Origin of the sequence: Lysobacter sp. CCNWLW3 (genome assembly GCF_036697405.1) — a bacterium.
GTDB lineage: Bacteria > Pseudomonadota > Gammaproteobacteria > Xanthomonadales > Xanthomonadaceae > Lysobacter.
Genome location: NZ_JBAHWA010000002.1, coordinates 108,352 through 128,990 on the forward strand (window position 1 = coordinate 108,352; position 20,639 = coordinate 128,990).

A 20,639-nucleotide genomic window follows, 5' to 3' on the forward strand; every position below is an offset into this window, starting at 1 on the left:
GGGTGATAGACCGGATGCGGGCGGAGCGCTAAAGAAGCGAAAAGGAGGCCTCGAGGGGCCTTCCTCGGGCGCCGACACTGCGTGGCACAACTCAGCCCGTATCGCTCCCGATGCGCTGCACGCGCTTGCGGTACGCCTGCACGTTGTTGCCGTCGATCTCCGTCTCCCGCGTTCCCGTCACCTCGCCGATCTTCTGGTCCGAGCCGGTCACCGGCTGGGCCTCGACCGTCGTTTCGCGTTCGAACGCGTGCGACTTGTCGGTGTTGCGGTAGTACCGGTACAGGCTCCAATACAGGCCGGCGGCGCCGGCCGGGCCGATCAGGAGCAGCCACAGTCCGCTGTCGTCGCTCACTAAGAGTTCCCCACGATCCAGAGTGCGATGCCTTCCAGGAAGGTACCGACGGTGATGGCGGTCAAGAGCAGCTTCCACTGCTGCACCGGCACGCTGCCCATCGTCTCGCCGGTGCGGCCGTTCACTGCGATGTAATGCAGCATGCCGCCGTTGCTGCCCGGCTGGTGGTAGGAGTACAGCCACACCGGCAAGTACATCGACACCCAGCGCGTGCCGTGGACGTCGAGCCGCTCCCGCTCCCAGCGCACGCCGCGACCGTAGCGCTCCACCGACCCCTCGACCTGAGCGCGGGCGATCGACAGCAGTTGGTCCTCCAGGCGCGGGAGCAGGTGCTGCACGTCGGTATTGCGCTTCTCCGAGCTGAAGCCCGACAGATAGGACGCGTTCCACTTCACCGCGTTCTTGGTGTCGAACGGCAGGATGGTGTTGATGATGTTGTTGGTGTTGACCCGGGTATCCAGATTGCCGCGCTCGGTGGAGGATTCCAGCGGCAGGTCGTCGACGGTGAAGTCGACGTGCCGTTCCACGCGGTAGACGTCCGCGTCGTAATAGGTCTTCTTGTCGTCGCCGCTGCCTCGGGTGTAGCGGCGCGTCTGGATCTCGCCCTCGCCGGCGATGTCGGCGCTGGCTTTGCCGTCGACGATCATGTACGGCAAATAGACGCCGACGACGTTCTCCGGCGTGAACTGCTCCTTGAAGGCCTTCAAGGCGAAGAAGCGGCGCTTGTCCACGAACTGACGGATACGGGCGACCGCATCGTCCTTGCGGATGTGGAACGGCAGCACCGCGTCGGGCACCGCGCCGTTGGCCACCTGCTCGTTGACGCCGAAGACGTGCCGGCACCAGTGACACCGCGCGGTCATCGCGGTGTCGGTGTTGACCGTCACCTCGGCGCCGCAGCCGGTGCACTTGAAGGTCATCAGGCTGGCGGCGTCGGCCGCGATGTCGCGCGCGCCCGAGGCGACGACGGTGCCCTTGAGCTGGTCGAGGCCCTCGCCGAGTCCGAACTCCTCCTCCACCCGTGCGCCGTGCCACTCGTTTCGGCAATACAGACAGATCAGCAGGTCGCTGCCCGGCTTGTGGCGGATGTCGGATGCGCCGCATTTCGGGCAGCGATTGAGGCCGTCCTTGAGCTCGTCGGAGGACGTGTCGATGGCGACCGGATCGGGCGCCAGCAGCTCGTCGCGAATCGGCTCGGGCAAGGCGGCCGGATCCAGCGGCGAACTGCCGGGCAGGGGCGGTACGTCCTGCGGCGACCCCGGGCCGGTGTACGGCGGCAGCGGCGGCGGCGACGAACGGGTAGGGTTCGACATGGCGGCTACGCGGCTCCGGTTTACAGGCCCAGCGTCTTGGTCTTGAGCGCGTCGTAGTCGGCCTGCGTGATCAGGCCCAGGTCGAGCATCTCCTTGGCCTTCTTCAACTTGGCGATCGGATCGTCGGCGGCGGCCGCGGCCGGCGCCACCGGCTGCTGCAGGCTGCCGATGCCTGCGCCGACCATGCCCGTGGCCATGCCGACGCCCATCAGGCCCGCCGCGCCGCCGTTCTCGCCGGCCGACTGGATGCCCGCCGCGACGCTGGCTTGCAGGTTGGAGTTGCCGCGCGCACCCGACAGCGCGTCGGCGCGCTGCACGGTCTTGAGCAGTTCCCGGGTGTTGGCGTCGTACTCGATGGAGACGATGGCGGTCTTGACGATGGCCAGGCCGCGGTCGGACTTCCACTGATAGCCCGCTTCCACCGCATCGGACAGGCTCTTGGCGAAACCGAGCGAGTCCTGCTGGATCTTGGTGATGCGGTTGCCCTTGTCCGCATCGTTCGTATACAGGCTGAAGGCCGGGGCGAGCGAGCCGACGACTTCGTTGAAGAGTTGGCTGGCGGCGGCGTTGTCGACGTCGGTGAAATCGAAGACCTGGCCGGGCCGCAGATAGGTGGCCGGCACGAAGTTCTTCACGAACAGAATCGGGTCGACGATCTTCAGGGTGTAGGAGCCGCGCGTCAGCGCGCCTACCTGCGTGTTGAGGAAGCCGTCGTTCCAGTAGATTTCCGACTGCGTGCCGAAGCGATTGTCCGGCAACTCCTTCAGCGAGACGAAGAACGCGGCCTGCTGCGCGCCCGGCTGGCCGCCGAACTTGAAGCGCTCCCAGCTTTGCTTGATCAGCGAGCTGACCAGGCCGTCGCCGGCGAAGATGGATTTGGAGTTGAGGTCGTCCGAGCGCCATTCGTAGCCGCCCGGCTCGGCGGCGAATCCGGTGATCGCGCCGTCCTGGAACAGCAGCAAGCCGTAGCCCTCGGGAACCACGATCTTCGAACCGTTGCTGATGATGTTGGAGGAACCGCCGGTATTCGAACCGCGGCCGGCATTGGTGCCGCGCGGCACCGCGGCGAACAGCGCCGCGGTCGGCGGCAGGCCGTCGGGAACCGTGTAGAAGTCCTTCCACTGGTCGGCAAGCACGCCGCCGACCGCACCCGCCACCGCCTGCACCAGACCCATGACATTCCCCAGGTTTCTTGGCCGGGCACCGTGCCCGCCTTGCTCGCCGGAACTATACAGTTCCGCGCGGCGGGCTGGAGGCGGGCTGAACTCGGCCGCTGCCAGGCGTGAGCGGTAAAACCCGGCCGGCGTACCCGCTATCATCGTTGCGTCCGATCGGAGGCGGACCCGCAGCCTCGGACGGTGCCCATACCTGCGCCAGACCGAGTGCGTTGCGATTGAAGGACCAGGGCCGGGCCACCCGTCAAACCTCAGGAAAACTCCCCAATGCGCGCGCATCGCCTATGGTCGGTCCTGGTTCTCCTCCTCGCCGCCTGCTCCACCACCGCACCGAAACCTCCGGCCGCAACCCTGGACCGCCACGTCCTGGTGATCGGTATCGACGGCCTGCGCGGCGATGCCCTGGCCTGCGACGGCTGCGCGCAGACCCAGGCCCTGGCCGCGCTCATGCGCGGCGGCGCCTACCACCGCAATCTGTTGGCCGGCGGAACCCAGAAAACCGTCAGCGGCCCCGGCTGGGCCAGCGTCTTCACCGGTTTCTGGGCCGACCAGCACGGCGTCGCCGGCAACGACAAAGCCCTGCCGATGCTCAAGCCGCATGTCTTCGACCTCATCGAGCAGGCCGATCCGGGCGCCACCATCGCGGTGGTCGGCGATTGGTACAACATCACCCATAACCTGCTGCCGCAGGGCGCGGATCAGGTAGTCGCCAACGCCGACAAAGATTCCCAGCAGGCCACCGATACGGTCAAAGGCTGGCTGGCCCAGGATCGGGCGCCTACCGCGATCTTCTACTACCTCCACAACGTGGACGTGCACGTCTGCTGTTACGAGCCGCGCAATCCCCACTACCAGCAGATGATCCGCAAGGAAGACGCGCAGATCCAGCAGGTGCTGGACGCTCTCGTCGCTCGTCCCAACTACGCCAATGAGGATTGGCTGATCGTGGTGGCGTCCGACCACGGCGGCCTGGAAGACAAGCACGGCGGGCAATCCCCGGGCGAGCGCGCCGCCCTCCTCATTCTCAACAACAGCTACGGCCAGCCCGAGACCCACCCGGCCTACTGTCGCGGCGACCTGAGCGCGGCCCCCTTGCAACAGATCGACGGCGCCGCCCCGCACATCCTCGGCTTCTTCGGGCTGCCCAATCCCACCGCCGGCCGCACCCATCCCGCCTGCGGGCGCGCGCGCTAGGCCCGGGTTCGGGCAGGGCAGGCGGCAGGGCGGGGCGATGCGGCTGCGCGGCATGACCTGGCGCCGCGGCGGGCGCATCATGTGGCGGCCGGCTGTGGCCGCTTGGCCCGGGCTTGGCGCCAAAGGAGATAACGATGCGACGTCTTGCCCTCGGTGCGGCATTGCTTCTGTTCTCGGCCGCGACCTGCGCTTACGAATGGCCGCTGGGCATCCCCGGCGATGCCAAGGCCCAGTACTACATCCTGGAAATCGGTGGCAAATGGCCCGGCCGCACCGTCATCACCAAGCGCACGGGCGCCAGCGGCACCCATTACGCCAAGCGCTTCTACGATTGCCTCAACAGCACCGTGAAGTACCTGGGCACCGGCGCCACGCTGGCCGACATGGCGCGGTCGAAATCCGACCCGGACATGGCGCCGGTCGCACCGGGGTCGGTCGCGGACTACGTGGGGCGCGAGGCGTGCAAGCGCTAGCCCAGGGTTCCTGATTCGGCCGGTGCCAGGCGTGGGCGGTAAGGAAGCCCGGCCTGCGTACCCGCTATCATCGCTCCCTCCGGTCGGAGGCGGGCCCACGGCCTCGGCGGTCCGTCGCGCGGCATTACCGCCGGGCGGCCAGGTGCGCCGGGCCTCGAGGGGCATGCCCATCGCGCTCGGGCGTTTCGGGCGCGTCCAGGCGGTCTGCGCGCCTTCCGACGGTTCATGCCCTGAACTTGCGAAAGGAAATTCATGACCATCGCGACGATGAAATCGCTGTTCGGCTACAAGGCCTGGGCGAACTCGGAGCTGTTCGCGCTGCTGGCCACCGTGCCTGCGCAGCACGGCGATCGGCTGCACTCCTGCATCCGCACGCTCAACCATGTCTACGTCGCCGACCAGATCTTCCGCGCCCACCTGAGCGGCAGGCCGCACGCCTTCGACGCGACCAACACGCAAGACACGCCCGGCCTCCAGCAGCTGCGCGACGATGTCCAGGCTTCGGACGCCTGGTATCTGGATTACGTCTCCGGCCTGACCGAGCCGGTCCTGGCCGAAGTCCTGGATTTCCGGTTCACCGACGGCGACCGCGGCCGGATGTCCAGGGAAGAGATGCTGCTGCATGTCGTCACCCATGGCGGCTACCATCGGGGCAACGTGGGCGAGGTCCTCAAATCCGTTTCGATGGACGCGCCCCGCGATCTGTATACGAAGTTCTTGCACCAAAGCGAACCGGGCCGGCGCGGGAACTGACGTTGTCCAGGCGGGATTCGCTACGCAAGCGGCTTCCATTCGGCATGGAGCGTTCGAGTCATGGGTAATGCCGCCTGGGTCTGCTTCGATTGCCGCGCCGCGGTGAGGCGATCCATCGCTTTTGCGGGCGAGGTTCCCTGTTCTGCGTGCGGCAGGCCTTGCGCGTATCTGGGTTACAAGATTCCGGTGCCTCCAAAGTCCAAACTGCGCGAATGGGCCGCGCTGCGCGAGCAGCTCGCGCACGGACGCATGCAACAGCAGTTGGATGCCGAGGCCTTCGCGGTGCGCCACAGGCACGATCTGGAGCAGGAAATAGTCCGGCTCGAGACGCTGCCAGCCAACGAAGGGCGCGCCCGGAGAATTCGATCGCTGCGCAAGCGGCTGGATGAGGCGAATACTCAGTGAGCGACTCTGCGGAAGCCGTATCCGAACATGGCGCTGCTGCCGGCCCTCTTGCGAAGCGAAGGGGCCGACCTGGTTTACTGATCGAGGTGGACGTCGCATGAGAAGAAAACCGGGCATCGGGCACCTGGGAGCGTGGCTGTTCGCGCTCTTCCTCGCGTTGCCGAGCGCCGCCTCCGCGCAAGATGCATTGTCCGGCTCCTTGCTCAGGCAATTGGAGGCCAATCGGCAACGTTACGGCATCGCCGGCCAAGCCTTGCTTGTGGCGCACAACGGCCGGGTGGTGTTCAGCGGCGTGGATGGCGAAGCCGACGTGAAGGCCCACGAGCGCCTCACGGCCGATCACGTGTTCTCCGGCTATTCCTTGAGCAAACTGTTCGTCAGTACGCTGGTCATGCAGTTGGTCGAGCAGGGCGAAGTGGATCTGGATGCGCCCGCGAACGCTTATCTCCCCGGGCTGCCGGCGCTTTGGCGGGCTATCCCGGTCCGGGATTTCCTGGACCACACCTCCGGCGTACCCGAGTACTTCGACAACCCGCCCGACGGAGCCGTCTCGCCGGATGCAGCGTTTCCCGCCGACCTGCAGGCGCTGTTCGCGTCGCTGGCCGATGCGCCCCTGCAGTTCGCGCCCGGCACCGACACGCGCTACACCCAGACCAACTACATCGTCCTGGCCGCGCTGCTGGCCCGTCATTACGGCCAGCCCTACCCGCAGGTGGTCGAGGCGCGCATCGTTCGCAAGCTCGGCCTGCGCCATACCTGGCTGGGCCTGGACGGGCTGCCCAGGCAGGGCGTGGTGACGGGCTATATCGGCAAGGACGGACGGCTGGCGGAAGACCGTGCCGTGGCTTGGCCTGCTTACGCCTACGGCCACGCCGGGCTTTATCTCACGATGGGCGACCTGTCCCGATTCCTGCAGGCCGTGAGCTCGGGCGAACTGGTAGGCAAAGCCACGCTGTGCAAACTCTGGCAGCCGCGCAACCTGGCCGGCGGACGCCGCGGCTGGTTCGCCGCCGGCTGGGAATACGGCGAGAGCGGCACCTACCGCATGGTCGGTCACGACGGTGGCGCGCGCGTCAGAATACGTATCGTCTTCGACGATGCCTTGGACGGCGACGTCTATACCTTCGCCTATCTGACCAACGGCAGCGCGAAGAATGTCTGGTCGCGCTCGCTCGTCGACAGTGCGATGGCGGTGGTCGCACCGGACAAGTTCCCCATGCAGGCCTTGTCCGACGCGCTGACCGGCTATGCGCTGCAAGCCACGCCCAAGGGCGATCTGCGCGCCCAGGCCAAGGCGATCCGAGCCAGGAGCGCGCTCGACGACGCCGAGGCGGAGCGCGCCATCAATGCCACGGGCTACGCGATTCGCGAGAACCTGGGCGTCGATCCCGCCTTGCGGGTGTTCGAATTGAACACCGTGTTGTTCCCCGGCTCGGCCAATACCTGGGACAGCCTGGCCGAAGCGTATGCGGCCAAGGGCGATACGGAAAAATCGAAGTCGCTGTACGACAGGGCTCGCCGGCTCAAGGCTTCGCAGGAGGCGAGCTCGGCCGACTGAACGGCCTGCTTCAATTGTCCAAGGGGCCGTCCCGACTCGCGCGCGTTACGGAGATCGCATGCAAACCGGAAATCTCTTCGCCGATGCCGAACCTCCGTCCGAAGGCGAACGCTTCGAAGCACTGCTCCGCCACAAGAACCTGGTCATCGAGCGTATCGTCAGTTCCGCGGCCATCACGCCGACGCGGTACGTGCAGGCTCAGGACGAGTGGGTGGCGATGATCCAGGGGGAGGCGACGCTGGAAGTGGGCGGCGCATTGTTCGAGTTGCGCGCCGGGGACCATCTGTTCCTGCCCGCCGGTACGCCCCACACCGTCCGCCGCGTGTCGGAAGGCGCGCTGTGGCTGGCCGTTCATCTACACTGATCCCTGGTCCGGGGCGACCGGATGTCGCCGGATCGGTTTCGGTTCAGGCCGCCCGCCCGCGCCGCGCGCATTTCATGCGCTAAGCGCCGCACGTCCTCCCCGTCGGAGTGAAGCCATGCACTATTCGCGACTGTGCGCTCTGCTGATCGATTGCAATACCTCCGATATCGATCAGGCGGCCGATTTCTGGGCCCATGCCCTGGGCCGTCCCGTGGACCCGGGCCATCCCGGCACGCGCGGCAACTACCGGATGCTGGAAACGCCGCAGGACGAGCCCATCGTGCAGATCCAGCGCGTCGACCACGAGAGCCGGGTGCACCTGGATATCGAAACCGACGACATCCCCGCCGAAGTCGCCCGCCTGGAAGCCCTGGGCGCGCAGGTGGTCGATCGCCTGGAGCGCTGGGTCGTCATGCAGGCGCCCACCGGGCAGCGCTTTTGCGTGGTTCGCGTCCAGCGCCCGGGGTTTCCTAAGAACGCGACGCTCTGGACTTGAGCGGGAAATTTGCAGAGCGGCGTCCGAGGAATCTTCGCGATTCGCGGGGCTTTACGCGATCAAGGCGCTTATCAGCTCGCGCTCCAATCGCTTCATTTCCGCCTTGCGGCTCGACTTGGTTCAGGTGCCCGAACGCTCATGCGTAGCTTCATCACGGCAGGATCGAAGATCGCGATCTCCTACCTGCTGGCCGGGGCCGCCTACCTTTTATACTTCAAATGGCCAAACTACGGTGGCAACCCGCATGTGCCATTCAGCGGATTCCCGGAACTCTTGCTGTGGTCGCCCGTGGCGCCGTACTTGCTGTTCGAGGAGTTGCTGGAAGGGTCGGGTGCAAGCCTGGTCGGCTTGCTGGTCTTCGTTGTTTCGCTAACCGCGGCGCTCGTGCTCTTCTTTAAGTTACGGATATCTGCTCGGCCTTCTTGAAACAGAGCCGCGCGGGCCGCCGCCAGCGCGGCGTTGGGCGGATTCGAAATGCGCCGAGCGCGTTGGGCGCAGGCGGGATGGAGTCTATGCCCGGCCGAACGCCGCCAGGAACAGCAGCGCGAACGCGACGATCGCCGCCGTCGCATGCACGGCCACCAGCCACGTCGGCAGCAGGCGCTGGCGCCATTTGTAGGCCAGGCTCATCACCGCGCCACCGGCGGCGGCCAGCAGGAACAGCGTCAACGCCAGGGTCGCGGTAGCCGGGACGGTCAGCGTGCAGATCGCATAGGCCAGCAAGGTCAGGCCCGATGCGGCCAACAGCCCGTGCAGCATCGCCAGCCAGGCCGGCGGATTGCGATGGGTGGAGAAGCGAATGATCGCCATGAGCAGGCCGCCCAAGGCGGTGATCGCCAACAGAATGGTCGCTGTCTGGAGCATGGTCGTGATCCTCTGCTGTAGTGATTGGCGCCAGCCGTCGAATGGCCTGCAGCTTGAGTTGCCTGAACCTGGGTAGCCGGCCGTGACCTTGCGCGCTCACGCGTCAACGCGCCGGCACTACCCGCCACACCACGTTGCCGACGTCGTCGGCCACCAGCACCGCGCCCCGGCTGTCGACCGCGACTCCGACCGGGCGGCCGCGCGCCTGTCCCTGTCCGTCCAGGAAGCCGGTGAGCACATCCTCGATCTCGCCGGCGGGCCGCCCGTTCGCGAACGGCACGAAGGCGACTTTGTAGCCGCTGGGCGGATCGCGGTTCCAGGAGCCGTGCAGGCCGACGAAGGCACCATCGCGGTAGCGCGCGGGGAACAGGTTGCCGTCGTAGAACGCCAGGCCCAGCGAGGCGACGTGCGCGCCCAGGGCGTAGTCGGGAGCGACCGCTTTGGCGACCAGGGCCGGATCCTGCGGCTGCACGCGGGTATCGACGTGCGCGCCGTAGTAACTGTACGGCCAGCCGTAGAAGGCGCCGTCGCGCACCGAGGTTAGGTAGTCGGGCACCAGATCGCTGCCCAGTTCGTCGCGTTCGTTCACCACCGTCCATAGGACGCCGCTCTGCGGCTGCCAGGCCAGGCCCACCGGGTTGCGCAAGCCGCCGGCATAGATGCGGCTGTGGCCGGTCTTGATGTCGATCTCGTGGATCGCGGCGCGACCGGCTTCGATGTCCATGCCGTTCTCGCCGATGTTGCTGTTGGAGCCGACGCCGACGTAGAGCTTGCTGCCGTCGCGGCTGGCGAGCAGGCTCTTGGTCCAGTGGTGATTGCGCGGAGCGCCGGGCAGGTCGGTCAGCTTGGCCGGCGTGGCGTCGATGCGCGTGTCGCCGCGGCGGTAAGGAACGCGCACGACCGCGTCGGCGTTGGCGACGTAGAAGTCGTCGCCGACCAGGGCCATGCCGAACGGCGACATCAGGCCCTGCAGGAATACGCTGCGGGTCTCGGCCACGCCGTCGCCGTCGGCATCGCGCAGCAGGGTGATGCGATTCGCGCTGGGCGCTGCCGCGCCGGCCTTCTTGAACGCCGATTTCATGAAGGCGCCGCGGATGGGATTGGCCGGCGGATCGGGCGTCGGCGGGCGGTTGGTTTCCGCCACCAGCACATCGCCGTTGGGCAGCACATAGAGCCAGCGTGGATGGTCCAGCCCGCTCGCGAAGGCATTCACCGTCAACCCTTGCGCCGCGGTCGGCTTGGCGCCATCGGACCAGCCGATGGCCTTGGCGACCTTGACGGTGGGGATCAGCGAAGAAGAGGGTTCGGGCAGCGTCGGATTCGGCCCGGTGTCGGCCTTGGCGGCAAGACGGGCGGAACCGCCGCAGCCGGCGATGGCGAGCAAGGACAGGACGCAGGCGGTCGAGCGCGCAAGAGTGCGGGTCATGGCGGCCTCCTTTGAGGCAGCGAAGCCAAGGCAGGCTTCGCCTGCGGCACGCAGCTTGGGCCAGGCGCGATGAAGTCGGCGTGACCTCGTATGCGCCACGTGAAAACGCACGGCGGAAATCCGCCGGGTCGATCGGGACTGTCCTGGTTCGCCGGTGGTGGGCGTCCGAGCGATCGCGCTGCAATCGAGTCGTGATTCGGAGATAAGCGGACCGCCCCGGAAATGTTCGGTTCGACCACACCCGACATTCACCGAGGCTTGATAGCCGATGCCTACCCTGGGCCGTGTTTCATAAGCTCGACCCTGCGGTCGGCGGCTGGGAGCGCTGCATATGTACGTGATCATGGGCGGTACGGGACATGTCGGTTCGGCCACGGCGGAAGCGCTGCTCGCGCGCGGAGCGGCGGTGACCATCGTCACGCGCTCGGCCGATCGCGCCGGTCGATGGCGCGCGAAGGGCGCCGAAATCGCGGAAGCGGATGTGGAAGACATAGGCTCGCTGCGCGCCGCCTTGCGGCACGGGCGCCGCGCCTTTCTGCTCAACCCGCCGGCCGACACCGGCACGGATACCGACGCGGTCGAGCGGCGCACGGTCGCCAAGATACTCGCCGCGCTCGAAGGCTCCGGGCTGGAGAAGGTGGTGGCCGAGTCCACCGGAGGCGCGCAGCCGGGCGAACGCCTCGGCGACCTCAACGTGCTGTGGGAGCTGGAAGAGGGCCTGCGCCGGCAATCGATCCCGGCGGCGATCAATCGCGCGGCCTACTACATGAGCAACTGGGACGGGCAGCTCGATGCCGTGCGCCGCACGGGCAAGCTGCGAACCCTGTTTCCCGCCGATCTTGAGATTCCCATGGTCGCGCCACGCGACCTCGGAGAAATGGCCGCGGCGCGCTTGCTGGCCGCCTTGGACGATGTCGGCGTCCGCTACGCCGAGGGTCCGCGTCTGTACTCGTCCAACGATGTCGCGCAGGCATTCTCGCGGGCGCTGGGCCGGCCGGTCGAACTGGAAGTCGCGCCTCGCAAGCAGTGGAAGCAGACCTTCCTTGGGCTGGGATTCTCCGAACCGGCCGCCGAATCCTATGCGCGAATGACTGCAGCGGCGGTCGACAGCGGCTTCGACGTGGCCGAGGATCCGCTGCGAGGCACGACGACGCTGGACGCCTATATTCAGGGCCTGGTCTCCGGGCCGAACGCCTGAGGATCGGCCGGAAACACCTCTCGCGAACGCGTGTTAATCAGGCTGAATGCATTGAGTGCCGCTTGCGAGGCGCAAGCGGACGGATCTCATGGCCTCGCGAGCCCAACCAGCGGCGCGGCGTAATCGCGCGCTCGGCTCACGGGCGCGCGCGGCGATATTCGCCCGATGAAGGCCGCGATGACCTGTCGCCGCCGCTTCCCGCGTTGGATGATTCGAACAGGGACAGTGCATCAGCCATGGAGGCTAGCGCAACGCAATCGCGCCTATCGTAGTGCCATCGCCGCTCCGCCGGCGATGTCGTCCGCAATACGCATCGGGTCCACGGACCAACACCCCAGCTGCGCATTCGAGACCGGCTCCATGCCCCGGAGGGCGAGCCGCGCCGTCCCTATGCCGAATCGTCGGGTAGCGACGATCGACGCCTGTTGCCAGGCGAATCGCAACATCATGGAGAAAGGATCATGGAAAGAGGAATGGACAACCGCATCGGATGCATGGGAACACCACCGAAATGGCGAAGCGGTAGGGCCGCGACCTGGGCCGCATGCGGCCTGCTCGCCGCGCTGCTGCCGTTGGGAGCGATGGCTCAAACCCGACTGGCGCCGCTGCTCAACGAGAACGCGCCCAAGCGCATTCCGGGCCAGTACATCGTGGTCCTCAAGCAGGGCGTCGCCAAGGCTTCCGTGCAGTCGTCGCAGGAACGCGCACGCGCGCTCGGCGGCAAGATCGGCCACACCTACACGACCGCGCTGAAGGGCTTCAGCGCCACCCTGCCCGACAACGCCGTGCGCCGCCTGCGCGAGATGCCGGACGTCGCCTACATCGAAGTCGATCAGGTCGGCGATCTCAACATCATCCAGAACAACCCGCCGGCGGGCCTGGATCGCACCAGCGAGCGGTTGCTGCCGCTGGACCTGCGCTACACCTACAGCGAGACCGGCAACAACGTGCATGTGTACGTGATCGACACCGGTATCCGCCCGACCCATAACGAGATGGTCGGTCGCGTATCGGGCGGCACCAACACCATGAACCTGGCCGCCGGCACCAACGACTGTCACGGCCACGGCACCCACGTCGCCGGCACCATCGGCGGTACCACCTTCGGTATCGCCAAGCAGGCCTTGCTGCACCCGGTGCGCGCGGGCGACTGCGCCAACACCTATCTGGCGCCGGTCATCGCGGCGGTGGACTGGGTGACGGCCAACCGCGTGCTGCCCGCGGTCGCCAACCTCAGCTCCGGCTTTTCGCCCAGTCCGACCCTGGACACGGCGATCGCGAACTCGGTGGCCTCCGGCGTCACCTACTCGGTCGCCGCCGGCAACAACAACGGCGATGCCTGCAACATCTCGCCGGCACGCGCGCCGACGGCGATCACGGTGGGCGCGATCAACCCCACCAACGACACCCGCGCCAACTTCTCCAACTGGGGCACCTGCGTCGACCTGTTCGCGCCCGGCGTGAACACCCTGTCGGCCGGTATCGCCAACGACGCAGCGACGATGGTCATGTCGGGTACGTCGATGGCGGCGCCGCACGTGGCCGGCGTGGCCGCGCGCTACCTGCAGATCCATCCGGCGTCCACGCCGGCGGCGGTCTGGGCGGCGATCCACAACGCCGACAATACCGCCGCCACCCCAGGCTGGCCCGGCGTGATCAACCCCGGCGCGGGTTCGCCGAACGAGCAACTGCACTACGGCTCGCTCAACGACGGCTTCAACGACGGCGACCCACACATCACCACCGTCAACGGAATGCACTACGACTTCCAGCCCGGCGGCGAGTTCGTGGCCTTGCTCGGCAACATGGGCATGGAAGTGCAGACCCGCCAGACCGTCGTGCCCAGCGCGCCGTGGGTCAGCGTCAACACCGCCATCGCCGCGCGCGTGGGCAGCTACCGCGTCACCTGGGTGCCCAACCTCAGCGGCGTGCCGGATCCCAGCGGCCTGCAGCTGCGCGTGAACGGCACGCTGGTCAGTCCCGGCCCGGGCGGCATCGCGCTCGGCGTCGGCGGCCGCGTCAGCAAGTACGGAGATAACGGCATCCAGATCGATTTCCCCGACGGCACCACGTTGATCGCGACCTCGAACTGGTGGTCGAATCAGAGCCAGTGGTACATCAACGTGCGCGCGTACCACACGCCCGCCACCGAGGGCATCATGGGCGTGCTGGCGGCCAACGAATGGACCCGTCCGGGCTTCGTCGATTCCTGGCGCGTGACCGACAAGACCACGCTGTTCGACTACGCCAAGGAAGACTCGACCGGCAACTACCGCAAGGACCCGTTCCCGGAAGACAAGATCCCGCCGATGAAGCCCGAGAACGTCGAGCTGGCGCGTCGCGTCTGCGAGACGCTGCAGGACCGCAAGATCCGCGCGGACTGCGAGTTCGACGTCGGCACCACCGGCGACGAGATTTTCGCCAAGAGCGCGAAGGTCAGCCAGGACGTGCAACTGGGCGGCACCAAGACCTCGCTGGGTGCTAACAGCAAGGGCGACAGCCTGGTCCTGACCGCCACCGTCGCGCGTCTGGCCCGTGGCCAAGCCGTGCCCACCGGCGGCGTGCGCCTGCTGATCGACGGCAAGGACATCGCCGAGGGCGCCAGGCTGGACAAGGCCGGTCGCGCCCAGTGGTCCGTCTCGGAAAGCGCTATCAAGGGCCAGCGCGTGATCGCCGAATACGTGCCGGCCAAGGACAGCGAGTTCCTGCCCAGCACCAGCGGCGCCCTGGAATACGGCCGCGAAGCCAAGCGCGTCAGCGATCCGCTGGCGGACCCGATCTACCGGCGTTTGTCCAAGTAAGCAGGGATGAAACAAGCCGGCGGCCATCGAGCCGGATGAAGTAGCTCCGCCTACGCGGACGCGCCCGGGCATCGTCGACAGGTCGGTGGTGTCCGGGCGTTTGCGCTGAAGGGGCGGCTGCAGGCGCCATGTCAGAAGACCCCATTGACGGCGTCCTGGGCCAAACCCAGAATTCGCGCGACTCCCCGCGTGGAGCACAGTCAGGTACCCAATGGAGTTCGACTCTTTAGGCCCCGTTTCAAGCGGCCTCATCGGCGGCGCGATAGCCGTCTGGCTGACCTCGCGCTGGGTGCGCACGCTGCCAAGAACCTACAACGCCAAATCCCGGGATACCCTGCTCAGGCGGCATCGCCTGTCGACCTGGGTGGCCAATGCGCTGTTCATCGCAGGGATCTTTTTTGGCGTGGCGCTTTACGCGCTCGGCGGCTATGAAGATTCCGACCCCGTTCCGGTGCTGTGGGGATTCGGCTTGGCGAGCGTGATGCCGTTGTTGGCCTTGGGTCTGATCCCCCTCGTCACCGGCCGCAACGTCAAGGAGGCCTACGTCGCATTCGCCTGGGCTCAGAACGCACCGTTATGGGTGATCTACGGCGTTCTCGGCGTGGGCGTCGTTGCACTCGCTTTTGCGCTGGCGAGCCTTGGCGCCTGAAACATCGTTCGTGCTCGCCGCGTCTGGGCGGCATGATCTCGATAATCACCCAGCAAGGAGCGCAGCTTGGACCCGACGCTATGGAATCTCTTGCACGACGGCGTGCTGACGCGAGCCGAGGGCGTGGTGCCGGGAGTGGTCCGCTTGCACGTCGACATCCCGCACTTGCGCGCCAAGTTTTCTGGGCAGGGCACCGGGTTCGACTTGGTGTTAACGGACTGCTCGGTACTGTCCTATGAAGTGCGGGACGGAGGTGGTGTCTTCGAGCTGCCCGATATCGGCCGCATCAGGCCGGTCATCCTAAGCGCTGAGCCGGGCACGCCGCTGGAGATCTTTGTTGTAGGAGGCGCCCTCAGGCTCCAGTATCGGTCGGTCGAACTGTTCGTCGACAGCGGCGCTCCGACGACGCTGGAGGAACTCGATGCCGCGAGCGAGGCCTATTGGACCGAGTGGGAAGCCGGGGCCCATCGAGATGGCTGATATCCCAGCTTGATCATCTCCGCCGCCGCCTGACCCGGTCCCCGAAGCCGAGCGCATGATCGCTCGGCCTGCTTCAGCCGAATCCAGGACAAAGCCATGCGAGGCGGGCAAGGGCGAACAAGGACGCATCGAGAGGGTATCGCCGACAGATTGGTGATGTCCGAATTGTCTTTGCTAGCGCTGATCAAGCCGACTGCGCGATGAACGCCGCCTCGCCGCCCAGCAGTCGCAGGTTCAAGCCGTCCCGCTCGGACAGCATTTCGTCCAGCGCCGCCTCGAGATCGCCCGCGTCGACCTGGCCGGGGCGTCCGGCAGCGATCGAGTGCTGAGCCAGGCGCCGCGCCACTTCCTTGATGAAAGCCGCGCTCACTCCTTCCGTGCGCGCGATCAGCGTCTCGAAGGCTTTGGGGTCGATGCTCAGGACGTCGCCGTAAAGGCGAAGCAGCTGTCCCCGGCATCCGGCGTCGGGTACCGGAACTTCGATTGCATGATCGATGCGGCCGGGGCGTTGGATCAACGCGGCTTCCAGCGCTTGCGGTCGATTGGTGGTCATGATGACGAAGATATCGGCGTCGGCTTTCAGGCCGTCCATCTCGTTCAACAGGCGGTTGAGCATCACCTCGTCGCAGGAGGAACTCATGTTCTCGCGTTGGCGGGCGATTAGGTCGGCGTCTTCAATCACCACGATCGAGGGTGCGAACAGCCGCGCCAGCCGGAAGTAGACCGCGATCATCCCGACTTGCTCGGCGGTGACCAGAAACGTAGTGTGGTCCCGCAGCCGCTCTGCGAGATAGCGGATGGTGTGGGTCTTGCCCGTGCCCGGCGGGCCGTACAGCAGCACGCCCTTGCGGCCGGATTGGCCCAGCCCTTTCAGGGCGTCGCGCTCGGCCGCGAACCGGATGATGTGCCGGTCCAGCGCTTGCTTGACCCGTTCCGGCAGAACCAGTTCGTGCTCCCCGACCGGGGTGCGGAAATGGACGGTCAGCGAGTTCGCGGCTGTGCCCCGGAATGTCTCGCTGCCCTCCAGCGACAGCACCTTGCCACGATAGCTGCGCCCCTCGGCTACGGCGGCCTCGATCGCGGCGATCATCGCGCTGGTCTTCGCTGCCGCCTCTTCGCCTGGCGGTGCCAGGATCTCCACGCTGAGCTGCAGGCTCTGCGAGAAGTCGGAGGACAGGTTGACCCAGATCGCCATCGGCACCTTGTCATCCTCGATCAAGGAAAGGCAGTTGGTCGCAAGCCGGATCGGCAGGCCCTCGCCGATGTCGATGTCCTCGAACTGCAGAGCGCCGATCAGCTTGGCCTGATCGCGCTCGGAAATCAGCGAGGCCATGTCCGAAGCATCGTAGCGATTGCGGCTGTGGATTCCCACGCGACGGCTGCCTGCCGTCAGCGCATCCAGCGCGCTCTGCACGTCCACGCGCAGGTAGGCGGGGAATTCCCGCTTGACGATTACCAGGCTGTCGGCTGGCCACTCGCCGAACAGCTCGCCCAGCACGTGGTGCGCCTTCTGGGCCGTATTCTTTGCGGCGGGCGCCGCTTGCTCGGGCTGCTCTTCCAGCACTACACGCAGCTTGTGGCAGCCGTAGGCCGGTGCCAGGCGGATCATCTCGTCGCAAATGGACCGTGCGATGACCGGTGCCCAGGGCCCCAGCTGCGCGCTTCCGTTGCGGCTGATGTGTCGCGCCCAACCCTGCGCATTGTCCAGGCCGAATCCGACGCAGCGACGCAGCAGCGCCACGACGCCATCGAACGGGGAATCGTCATCGTCGTGCACGGTGACGTGGCAATCGCTGGTCCAATCGGGGGTGTCTTTCATGTCGTCGATGGATGACCGGTAGGGAAGCGGATTCTAGCCGTGATCGGATGCGGCCTGCCCGATGGGGCGCGACAGGCACTTCATCACATGGTGGTGCAATCCGCGTGCCGAAAGAACGCGGCGTCCACCCGACCGAATTGACACTGCGGTCGAACCCATGTTGGTATGGAATCCAGCGAAACGCCCGCCGCTTCGGACCGACGACGGCGGCTAAACGGAATCGGACAGGCGAGTTCCAGCCAGCCTGAATTTGGATGCATCGATTCAAGGAGGATCGCGATGGCCGACCCACCCGAAGTTCGTCTACCCAGCGACCCGTTGCATCCCGATCACGAGATGTATCAGCGCGTCCTGACCGGCGTGCAGGGTCTGGGGCGCTGGACGCCCGAGCAGAACGCCAACCTAGCCGCGGCCTTGTACGCGGATATCCGCAGCGAGCAGCCGCATATGCTGGCGCGCGACATCGGCCAGATCGTGGCCGGCGATCCGGCCGCGCCGCAGCCGTCGGTGTTCGCCATGCCCAGGGCGGGTTACCACACGCACAATCCCGATCCGGCGGCCATGCGGTTCAGCGCGCCGGTGGACGCCGTCTCGCGCCCCGCGCAGGAGTCCCTGGCGCCATTCGGGCGCGAGACCAGCATCGGCCGCGACGGCTATCTGACCGATCCGGGCATCACGCGTACGCCGGTGGCGCAGATCGAGCACGCTGCCCTGGCCCAGGTGAACGGCATCGTCCTGCATCGGACCGACTCCACCACGGCCGCGGGCACGCTGAGCGCCTGGCGCAACGGTGCGGAAGGGACGGGCGCGCATTTCCTGATCGACAAGGACGGCACCATCCATCAAACGGTGAGCCTGGACCGGCAGGCCTGGCATATCGGCCCGATCCGCTCGCGCGGCGAAGTGGAGGGGACGATCACGCCCGAGGACCAGCGCGAGCTCACGGCCGCCAGGGCCGGTGTTGCGGAATGGCGCAGGCCTGCGGTGCAGGCGGTGCATGGCATCGAATCCACGCGCCCCTACCCGGAACGCTATCCCACCAACGGCGACAGCGTCGGCATCGAGGTGGTGGGCGACTACAACGAGAGAACGAAAACCTGGGATCCGCCGACGGCGGCGCAGACCGCATCGATCCAGAGGTTGGTGGGTTCCCTGCAGCAGAACTTCGGATTGAACGACAATGATGTGTACCAGCACGATGTCATTTCGCGAAAAACCGCCGGCGAAGGCGCAGGGCTGTATACGCCCGCTGCGCCGGCTGTTCCTGCTGCCGCTCCCGCTGCTCCTGGCCTGCCAGCCGCACCCTCGGGACCCAGCCGATAGCGCACGGGCGGACCTGACCGTCATCGACGTTTCAGCGCCGCTCTACCAGCCTGCGGATGGCGCTCGATACCTGGCCAACGAAGCAGCCATGTGCAAGGCCTGGGTGCTCGACAAGAGTCAGGTCGAATCGTTCTTCCGTCTCAGCAAGCCGCTGCGAGAAGGCGAGCGGCACGGCTACGACTGGCTGCCCTGCTCGATCAAGGGGCGCTTGCGCGCGCGCGAACGCGACTGGGATTTCGAGATCAACGCCGCCGGCACCAGCACCTGGATCAGCGGCGAAGAAGTGGCCTCGTTCGGGTGTTCACAGGCGCAGTGCGAGCCGCTGGTGATCCTGATGCCCGATACGACGGGCCGATAGGGTCCCGCACAGATCGGCCGACTTCATGAGTAGGCGGCAGTGGCGACGAAACGAAAGCACTCTCGTTTCTGCGGTGGCCTGACACCCAGATCGGATTTTTCTGGCCGTATAGGCGTGGCGGATTGTGGATGCTGGGCGTACGCGATGCGGGTGAAAAGCGATCGTTCAGATCAAGCCTAACTGCGTAGCCTTCAAGGTGGCCGCCGCACGCGTTGAAGACTCCAGCTTGCGGAATACGCTTTCGATATGAGTGCGCACGGTGCTGGGGCTGATACCTAGTTTCTGTGCGGCGAGCTTGTTGCTGGCCCCATGGCTGATACAGCGCAGTACGTCGCGCTCGCGTTCGGTGAGCAGCCCGGTGGACGAAGACGCGGGTCGCCTGGGGGCGGCCGAGCGCGGTTTCTCGAACAGCGCGCGCACGGCATCGGCGTCGTAGCGCCCGGCGGCGGCTTCCGCGGTGAGTAGCTCGCGCGCGGCGCTGTCGGAATAGGCTTCGCGCCAGGGGCGCGCAACGCGCAGCGCGACCAGTGCGGCCGCGGCGGCGAGGATCCGGCCCTCCATCGGAATACCGAACTGCTTGAGTTCGCGGAAATAGCCGGAACCGTCCTGGCGTTCGTATATGTACGACGCGATTTCGGCTTCGCGCGCGAGCGAGCCGATCTGGCGCGCGGCGCGGCCGGTCCAGTAGGGCACCAGGCGAACCCGCTCCCAGGCCGAATCGGCGAGGCGGCCGGGGGTGTCCCAGATCATGTTCGGCACCGCGGCGCGGCCCATGCCGTGGATCAGCGCGGCGCGGTACACGCGTTGCTGGCTGCCGCCGTCCAGGCCGAGTTCCAGCGAGGCCTGACGCGCGAGTTCGGCGACCTGCCGCGAGTAGCCGGTCATCCAGGGCAGCTTGAGGTCGATCACGTGGGCCAGGATTTCAAGCGAAGTGGTGCGATCGGCGAAGGCCGCATCCAGCGCGCAAGCGCCGGACAACGTGGGATCTTCGTCCAGCGCGGCCAGCCAATGTGCGGATTGCGCCACGGCTATGTCCGCCAGTGCTTTGGGATACAGCACGTCCGCGCGTTCGCCGATCAGCCGGTAGGCCTGCTCGCGGCCGTAGAGGCGGTTGAAGATTTCGAGGTCGCCGGCGACCGACGCGGTGTAGACAGCTTCGGGCACCTGATCGCCGCTCAGCCCGTCCGGCGCGCCGGTGCCATCGTAGCTTTCGAACAAATGGCGTAAGGCGAGCTGGGAGGTTTCGTCCAGGCCCAGTTGCGCCGCGATGTCGCCCGACACCTCGCAATGGATGCGCGACAGCGAGCGGAACGCCGAGCCCTTGTGACGGGTGCCGACGCGGAAGCTGCTGCCGGCGGACTGGGTCGCGAGCAGCGCCTTGCGCCCGCTCACATCGTCGCCGAACAGTTGGGTGAACTCCGGGGCGTTGGCGGTACAGCCCGACCAGCGCAGCAGCGACACCGCGACGGCGCGCGTATGCGCGGCCGGGTCCGCGCCTGACGCATGCGCCAGTTGCCCGGCCATCCAGGCAGCGCGCGGCGAGTGGTCGGTGGGCTGCCCCATGGCCAGATCGCCCACGAAGGCCAGCGAGCGCATTACGTCCAGCAGGGCGACGGCGGAATCGTCCACGGCGTCTTC

At 66.8% G+C, this 20,639-nt stretch carries 21 protein-coding genes; 14 read left to right on the forward strand and 7 right to left on the reverse strand.

Annotated elements, in window-relative coordinates; all coding sequences use genetic code 11:
- Positions 1-91 precede the first annotated feature (91 nt).
- From V1318_RS05655 to V1318_RS05665, 3 genes are read right to left on the reverse strand one after another with little or no spacing between them, the layout of a single operon-like run.
- Positions 92-352, reverse strand: coding sequence for a hypothetical protein (locus tag V1318_RS05655; RefSeq protein ID WP_332938501.1), 261 nt, complete (start codon positions 350-352; stop codon positions 92-94).
- The gene (locus V1318_RS05660; protein WP_332938502.1) at positions 352-1,665 is read right to left on the reverse strand and encodes a TFIIB-type zinc ribbon-containing protein; all 1,314 of its coding nucleotides are present in this window, start codon (positions 1,663-1,665) and stop codon (positions 352-354) included. Before V1318_RS05660 ends, V1318_RS05655 begins: the two co-directional genes overlap by 1 nt.
- A 20-nt stretch (positions 1,666-1,685) precedes the next feature.
- Positions 1,686-2,840 (reverse strand): SPFH domain-containing protein, encoded by a 1,155-nt coding sequence (locus tag V1318_RS05665; protein WP_332938503.1) that lies wholly within the window; start codon positions 2,838-2,840, stop codon positions 1,686-1,688.
- 267 nt (positions 2,841-3,107) lie between these two features.
- On the opposite strand from V1318_RS05665, the gene V1318_RS05670 reads away from it, so the two are divergent.
- From V1318_RS05670 to V1318_RS05705, 8 genes are all read left to right on the forward strand, one after another.
- The gene (locus V1318_RS05670; protein ID WP_332938504.1) at positions 3,108-4,034 is read left to right on the forward strand and encodes an alkaline phosphatase family protein; all 927 of its coding nucleotides are present in this window, start codon (positions 3,108-3,110) and stop codon (positions 4,032-4,034) included.
- Between the two features lie 134 nt (positions 4,035-4,168).
- Positions 4,169-4,507: a hypothetical protein gene (locus V1318_RS05675; protein ID WP_332938506.1), complete on the forward strand. Its 339-nt coding sequence runs from the start codon at positions 4,169-4,171 to the stop codon at positions 4,505-4,507.
- Between the two features lie 252 nt (positions 4,508-4,759).
- Positions 4,760-5,260, forward strand: coding sequence for a DinB family protein (locus V1318_RS05680; RefSeq protein WP_332938507.1), 501 nt, complete (start codon positions 4,760-4,762; stop codon positions 5,258-5,260).
- Positions 5,261-5,320: 60 nt separating this feature from the next.
- A complete protein-coding gene (locus tag V1318_RS05685; RefSeq protein WP_332938509.1) occupies positions 5,321-5,665 on the forward strand; it encodes a hypothetical protein in 345 nt (114 codons plus the stop codon).
- Positions 5,646-7,223 (forward strand): serine hydrolase domain-containing protein, encoded by a 1,578-nt coding sequence (locus V1318_RS05690; RefSeq protein ID WP_332938511.1) that lies wholly within the window; start codon positions 5,646-5,648, stop codon positions 7,221-7,223. Before V1318_RS05685 ends, V1318_RS05690 begins: the two co-directional genes overlap by 20 nt.
- A gap of 58 nt (positions 7,224-7,281) precedes the next feature.
- Positions 7,282-7,587: a cupin domain-containing protein gene (locus V1318_RS05695; protein ID WP_332938512.1), complete on the forward strand. Its 306-nt coding sequence runs from the start codon at positions 7,282-7,284 to the stop codon at positions 7,585-7,587.
- Between the two features lie 115 nt (positions 7,588-7,702).
- Positions 7,703-8,083: a VOC family protein gene (locus tag V1318_RS05700; protein WP_332938513.1), complete on the forward strand. Its 381-nt coding sequence runs from the start codon at positions 7,703-7,705 to the stop codon at positions 8,081-8,083.
- A gap of 138 nt (positions 8,084-8,221) precedes the next feature.
- Positions 8,222-8,509: a hypothetical protein gene (locus V1318_RS05705; protein WP_332938514.1), complete on the forward strand. Its 288-nt coding sequence runs from the start codon at positions 8,222-8,224 to the stop codon at positions 8,507-8,509.
- Between the two features lie 84 nt (positions 8,510-8,593).
- Here V1318_RS05705 and V1318_RS05710 read toward each other — a convergent pair whose 3' ends face one another.
- Together V1318_RS05710 and V1318_RS05715 are read right to left on the reverse strand one after the other, a co-directional pair.
- A complete protein-coding gene (locus V1318_RS05710; protein ID WP_332938516.1) occupies positions 8,594-8,947 on the reverse strand; it encodes a hypothetical protein in 354 nt (117 codons plus the stop codon).
- A 103-nt stretch (positions 8,948-9,050) separates the two neighbouring features.
- Positions 9,051-10,373 (reverse strand): sorbosone dehydrogenase family protein, encoded by a 1,323-nt coding sequence (locus tag V1318_RS05715; RefSeq protein ID WP_332938518.1) that lies wholly within the window; start codon positions 10,371-10,373, stop codon positions 9,051-9,053.
- Positions 10,374-10,704: 331 nt separating this feature from the next.
- On the opposite strand from V1318_RS05715, the gene V1318_RS05720 reads away from it, so the two are divergent.
- The 4 genes from V1318_RS05720 (at position 10,705) to V1318_RS05735 (ending at position 15,501) form a co-directional block, all read left to right on the forward strand.
- On the forward strand, positions 10,705-11,571 hold the full coding sequence (locus V1318_RS05720) for an NmrA family NAD(P)-binding protein (protein WP_332938520.1): 867 nt from the start codon (positions 10,705-10,707) through the stop codon (positions 11,569-11,571).
- Positions 11,572-12,152: 581 nt separating this feature from the next.
- Entirely contained in the window at positions 12,153-14,372 is a 2,220-nt protein-coding gene (locus V1318_RS05725; RefSeq protein WP_332938521.1) for a S8 family peptidase, read from the forward strand.
- Between the two features lie 211 nt (positions 14,373-14,583).
- Positions 14,584-15,021: a hypothetical protein gene (locus V1318_RS05730; RefSeq protein WP_332938523.1), complete on the forward strand. Its 438-nt coding sequence runs from the start codon at positions 14,584-14,586 to the stop codon at positions 15,019-15,021.
- Between the two features lie 66 nt (positions 15,022-15,087).
- Positions 15,088-15,501 carry a hypothetical protein gene (locus V1318_RS05735; RefSeq protein WP_332938524.1) on the forward strand — a complete coding sequence of 138 codons (414 nt, stop codon included), beginning with the start codon at positions 15,088-15,090 and terminating at the stop codon, positions 15,499-15,501.
- Positions 15,502-15,685: 184 nt separating this feature from the next.
- On the opposite strand, the gene V1318_RS05740 is transcribed toward V1318_RS05735, so the two are convergent.
- Complete coding sequence (locus tag V1318_RS05740; RefSeq protein WP_332938526.1) at positions 15,686-17,320, reverse strand: AAA family ATPase; 1,635 nt, start codon at positions 17,318-17,320, stop codon at positions 15,686-15,688.
- A 279-nt stretch (positions 17,321-17,599) separates the two neighbouring features.
- Between V1318_RS05740 and V1318_RS05745 the strand changes: the two genes are divergently transcribed.
- Complete coding sequence (locus V1318_RS05745; RefSeq protein ID WP_332938528.1) at positions 17,600-18,643, forward strand: peptidoglycan recognition family protein; 1,044 nt, start codon at positions 17,600-17,602, stop codon at positions 18,641-18,643.
- Positions 18,644-18,731: 88 nt separating this feature from the next.
- On the forward strand, positions 18,732-19,001 hold the full coding sequence (locus V1318_RS05750) for a hypothetical protein (protein WP_332938530.1): 270 nt from the start codon (positions 18,732-18,734) through the stop codon (positions 18,999-19,001).
- Between the two features lie 165 nt (positions 19,002-19,166).
- On the opposite strand, the gene V1318_RS05755 is transcribed toward V1318_RS05750, so the two are convergent.
- Positions 19,167-20,630, reverse strand: a complete 1,464-nt coding sequence (locus V1318_RS05755; protein WP_332938532.1) for an HD domain-containing phosphohydrolase — start codon at positions 20,628-20,630, stop codon at positions 19,167-19,169.
- Positions 20,631-20,639: the final 9 nt, after the last annotated feature.

What these genes read in the sequence shown, in the direction of transcription:
- V1318_RS05675 (WP_332938506.1), top strand. Translation starts at nt 4,169, where the DNA reads ATGCGACGTCTTGCCCTCGGTGCGGCATTGCTTCTGTTCTCGGCCGCG.
- V1318_RS05725 (WP_332938521.1), top strand. Translation starts at nt 12,153, where the DNA reads ATGGCTCAAACCCGACTGGCGCCGCTGCTCAACGAGAACGCGCCCAAG.
- V1318_RS05700 (WP_332938513.1), top strand. Translation starts at nt 7,703, where the DNA reads ATGCACTATTCGCGACTGTGCGCTCTGCTGATCGATTGCAATACCTCC.
- V1318_RS05670 (WP_332938504.1), top strand. Translation starts at nt 3,108, where the DNA reads ATGCGCGCGCATCGCCTATGGTCGGTCCTGGTTCTCCTCCTCGCCGCC.
- V1318_RS05740 (WP_332938526.1), bottom strand. Translation starts at nt 17,320, where the DNA reads ATGAAAGACACCCCCGATTGGACCAGCGATTGCCACGTCACCGTGCAC.
- V1318_RS05720 (WP_332938520.1), top strand. Translation starts at nt 10,705, where the DNA reads ATGTACGTGATCATGGGCGGTACGGGACATGTCGGTTCGGCCACGGCG.
- V1318_RS05705 (WP_332938514.1), top strand. Translation starts at nt 8,222, where the DNA reads ATGCGTAGCTTCATCACGGCAGGATCGAAGATCGCGATCTCCTACCTG.
- V1318_RS05695 (WP_332938512.1), top strand. Translation starts at nt 7,282, where the DNA reads ATGCAAACCGGAAATCTCTTCGCCGATGCCGAACCTCCGTCCGAAGGC.
- V1318_RS05750 (WP_332938530.1), top strand. Translation starts at nt 18,732, where the DNA reads ATGTGCAAGGCCTGGGTGCTCGACAAGAGTCAGGTCGAATCGTTCTTC.
- V1318_RS05690 (WP_332938511.1), top strand. Translation starts at nt 5,646, where the DNA reads ATGAGGCGAATACTCAGTGAGCGACTCTGCGGAAGCCGTATCCGAACA.
- V1318_RS05665 (WP_332938503.1), bottom strand. Translation starts at nt 2,840, where the DNA reads ATGGGTCTGGTGCAGGCGGTGGCGGGTGCGGTCGGCGGCGTGCTTGCC.
- V1318_RS05710 (WP_332938516.1), bottom strand. Translation starts at nt 8,947, where the DNA reads ATGCTCCAGACAGCGACCATTCTGTTGGCGATCACCGCCTTGGGCGGC.
- V1318_RS05730 (WP_332938523.1), top strand. Translation starts at nt 14,584, where the DNA reads ATGGAGTTCGACTCTTTAGGCCCCGTTTCAAGCGGCCTCATCGGCGGC.
- V1318_RS05680 (WP_332938507.1), top strand. Translation starts at nt 4,760, where the DNA reads ATGACCATCGCGACGATGAAATCGCTGTTCGGCTACAAGGCCTGGGCG.
- V1318_RS05745 (WP_332938528.1), top strand. Translation starts at nt 17,600, where the DNA reads ATGGCCGACCCACCCGAAGTTCGTCTACCCAGCGACCCGTTGCATCCC.
- V1318_RS05660 (WP_332938502.1), bottom strand. Translation starts at nt 1,665, where the DNA reads ATGTCGAACCCTACCCGTTCGTCGCCGCCGCCGCTGCCGCCGTACACC.
- V1318_RS05685 (WP_332938509.1), top strand. Translation starts at nt 5,321, where the DNA reads ATGGGTAATGCCGCCTGGGTCTGCTTCGATTGCCGCGCCGCGGTGAGG.
- V1318_RS05715 (WP_332938518.1), bottom strand. Translation starts at nt 10,373, where the DNA reads ATGACCCGCACTCTTGCGCGCTCGACCGCCTGCGTCCTGTCCTTGCTC.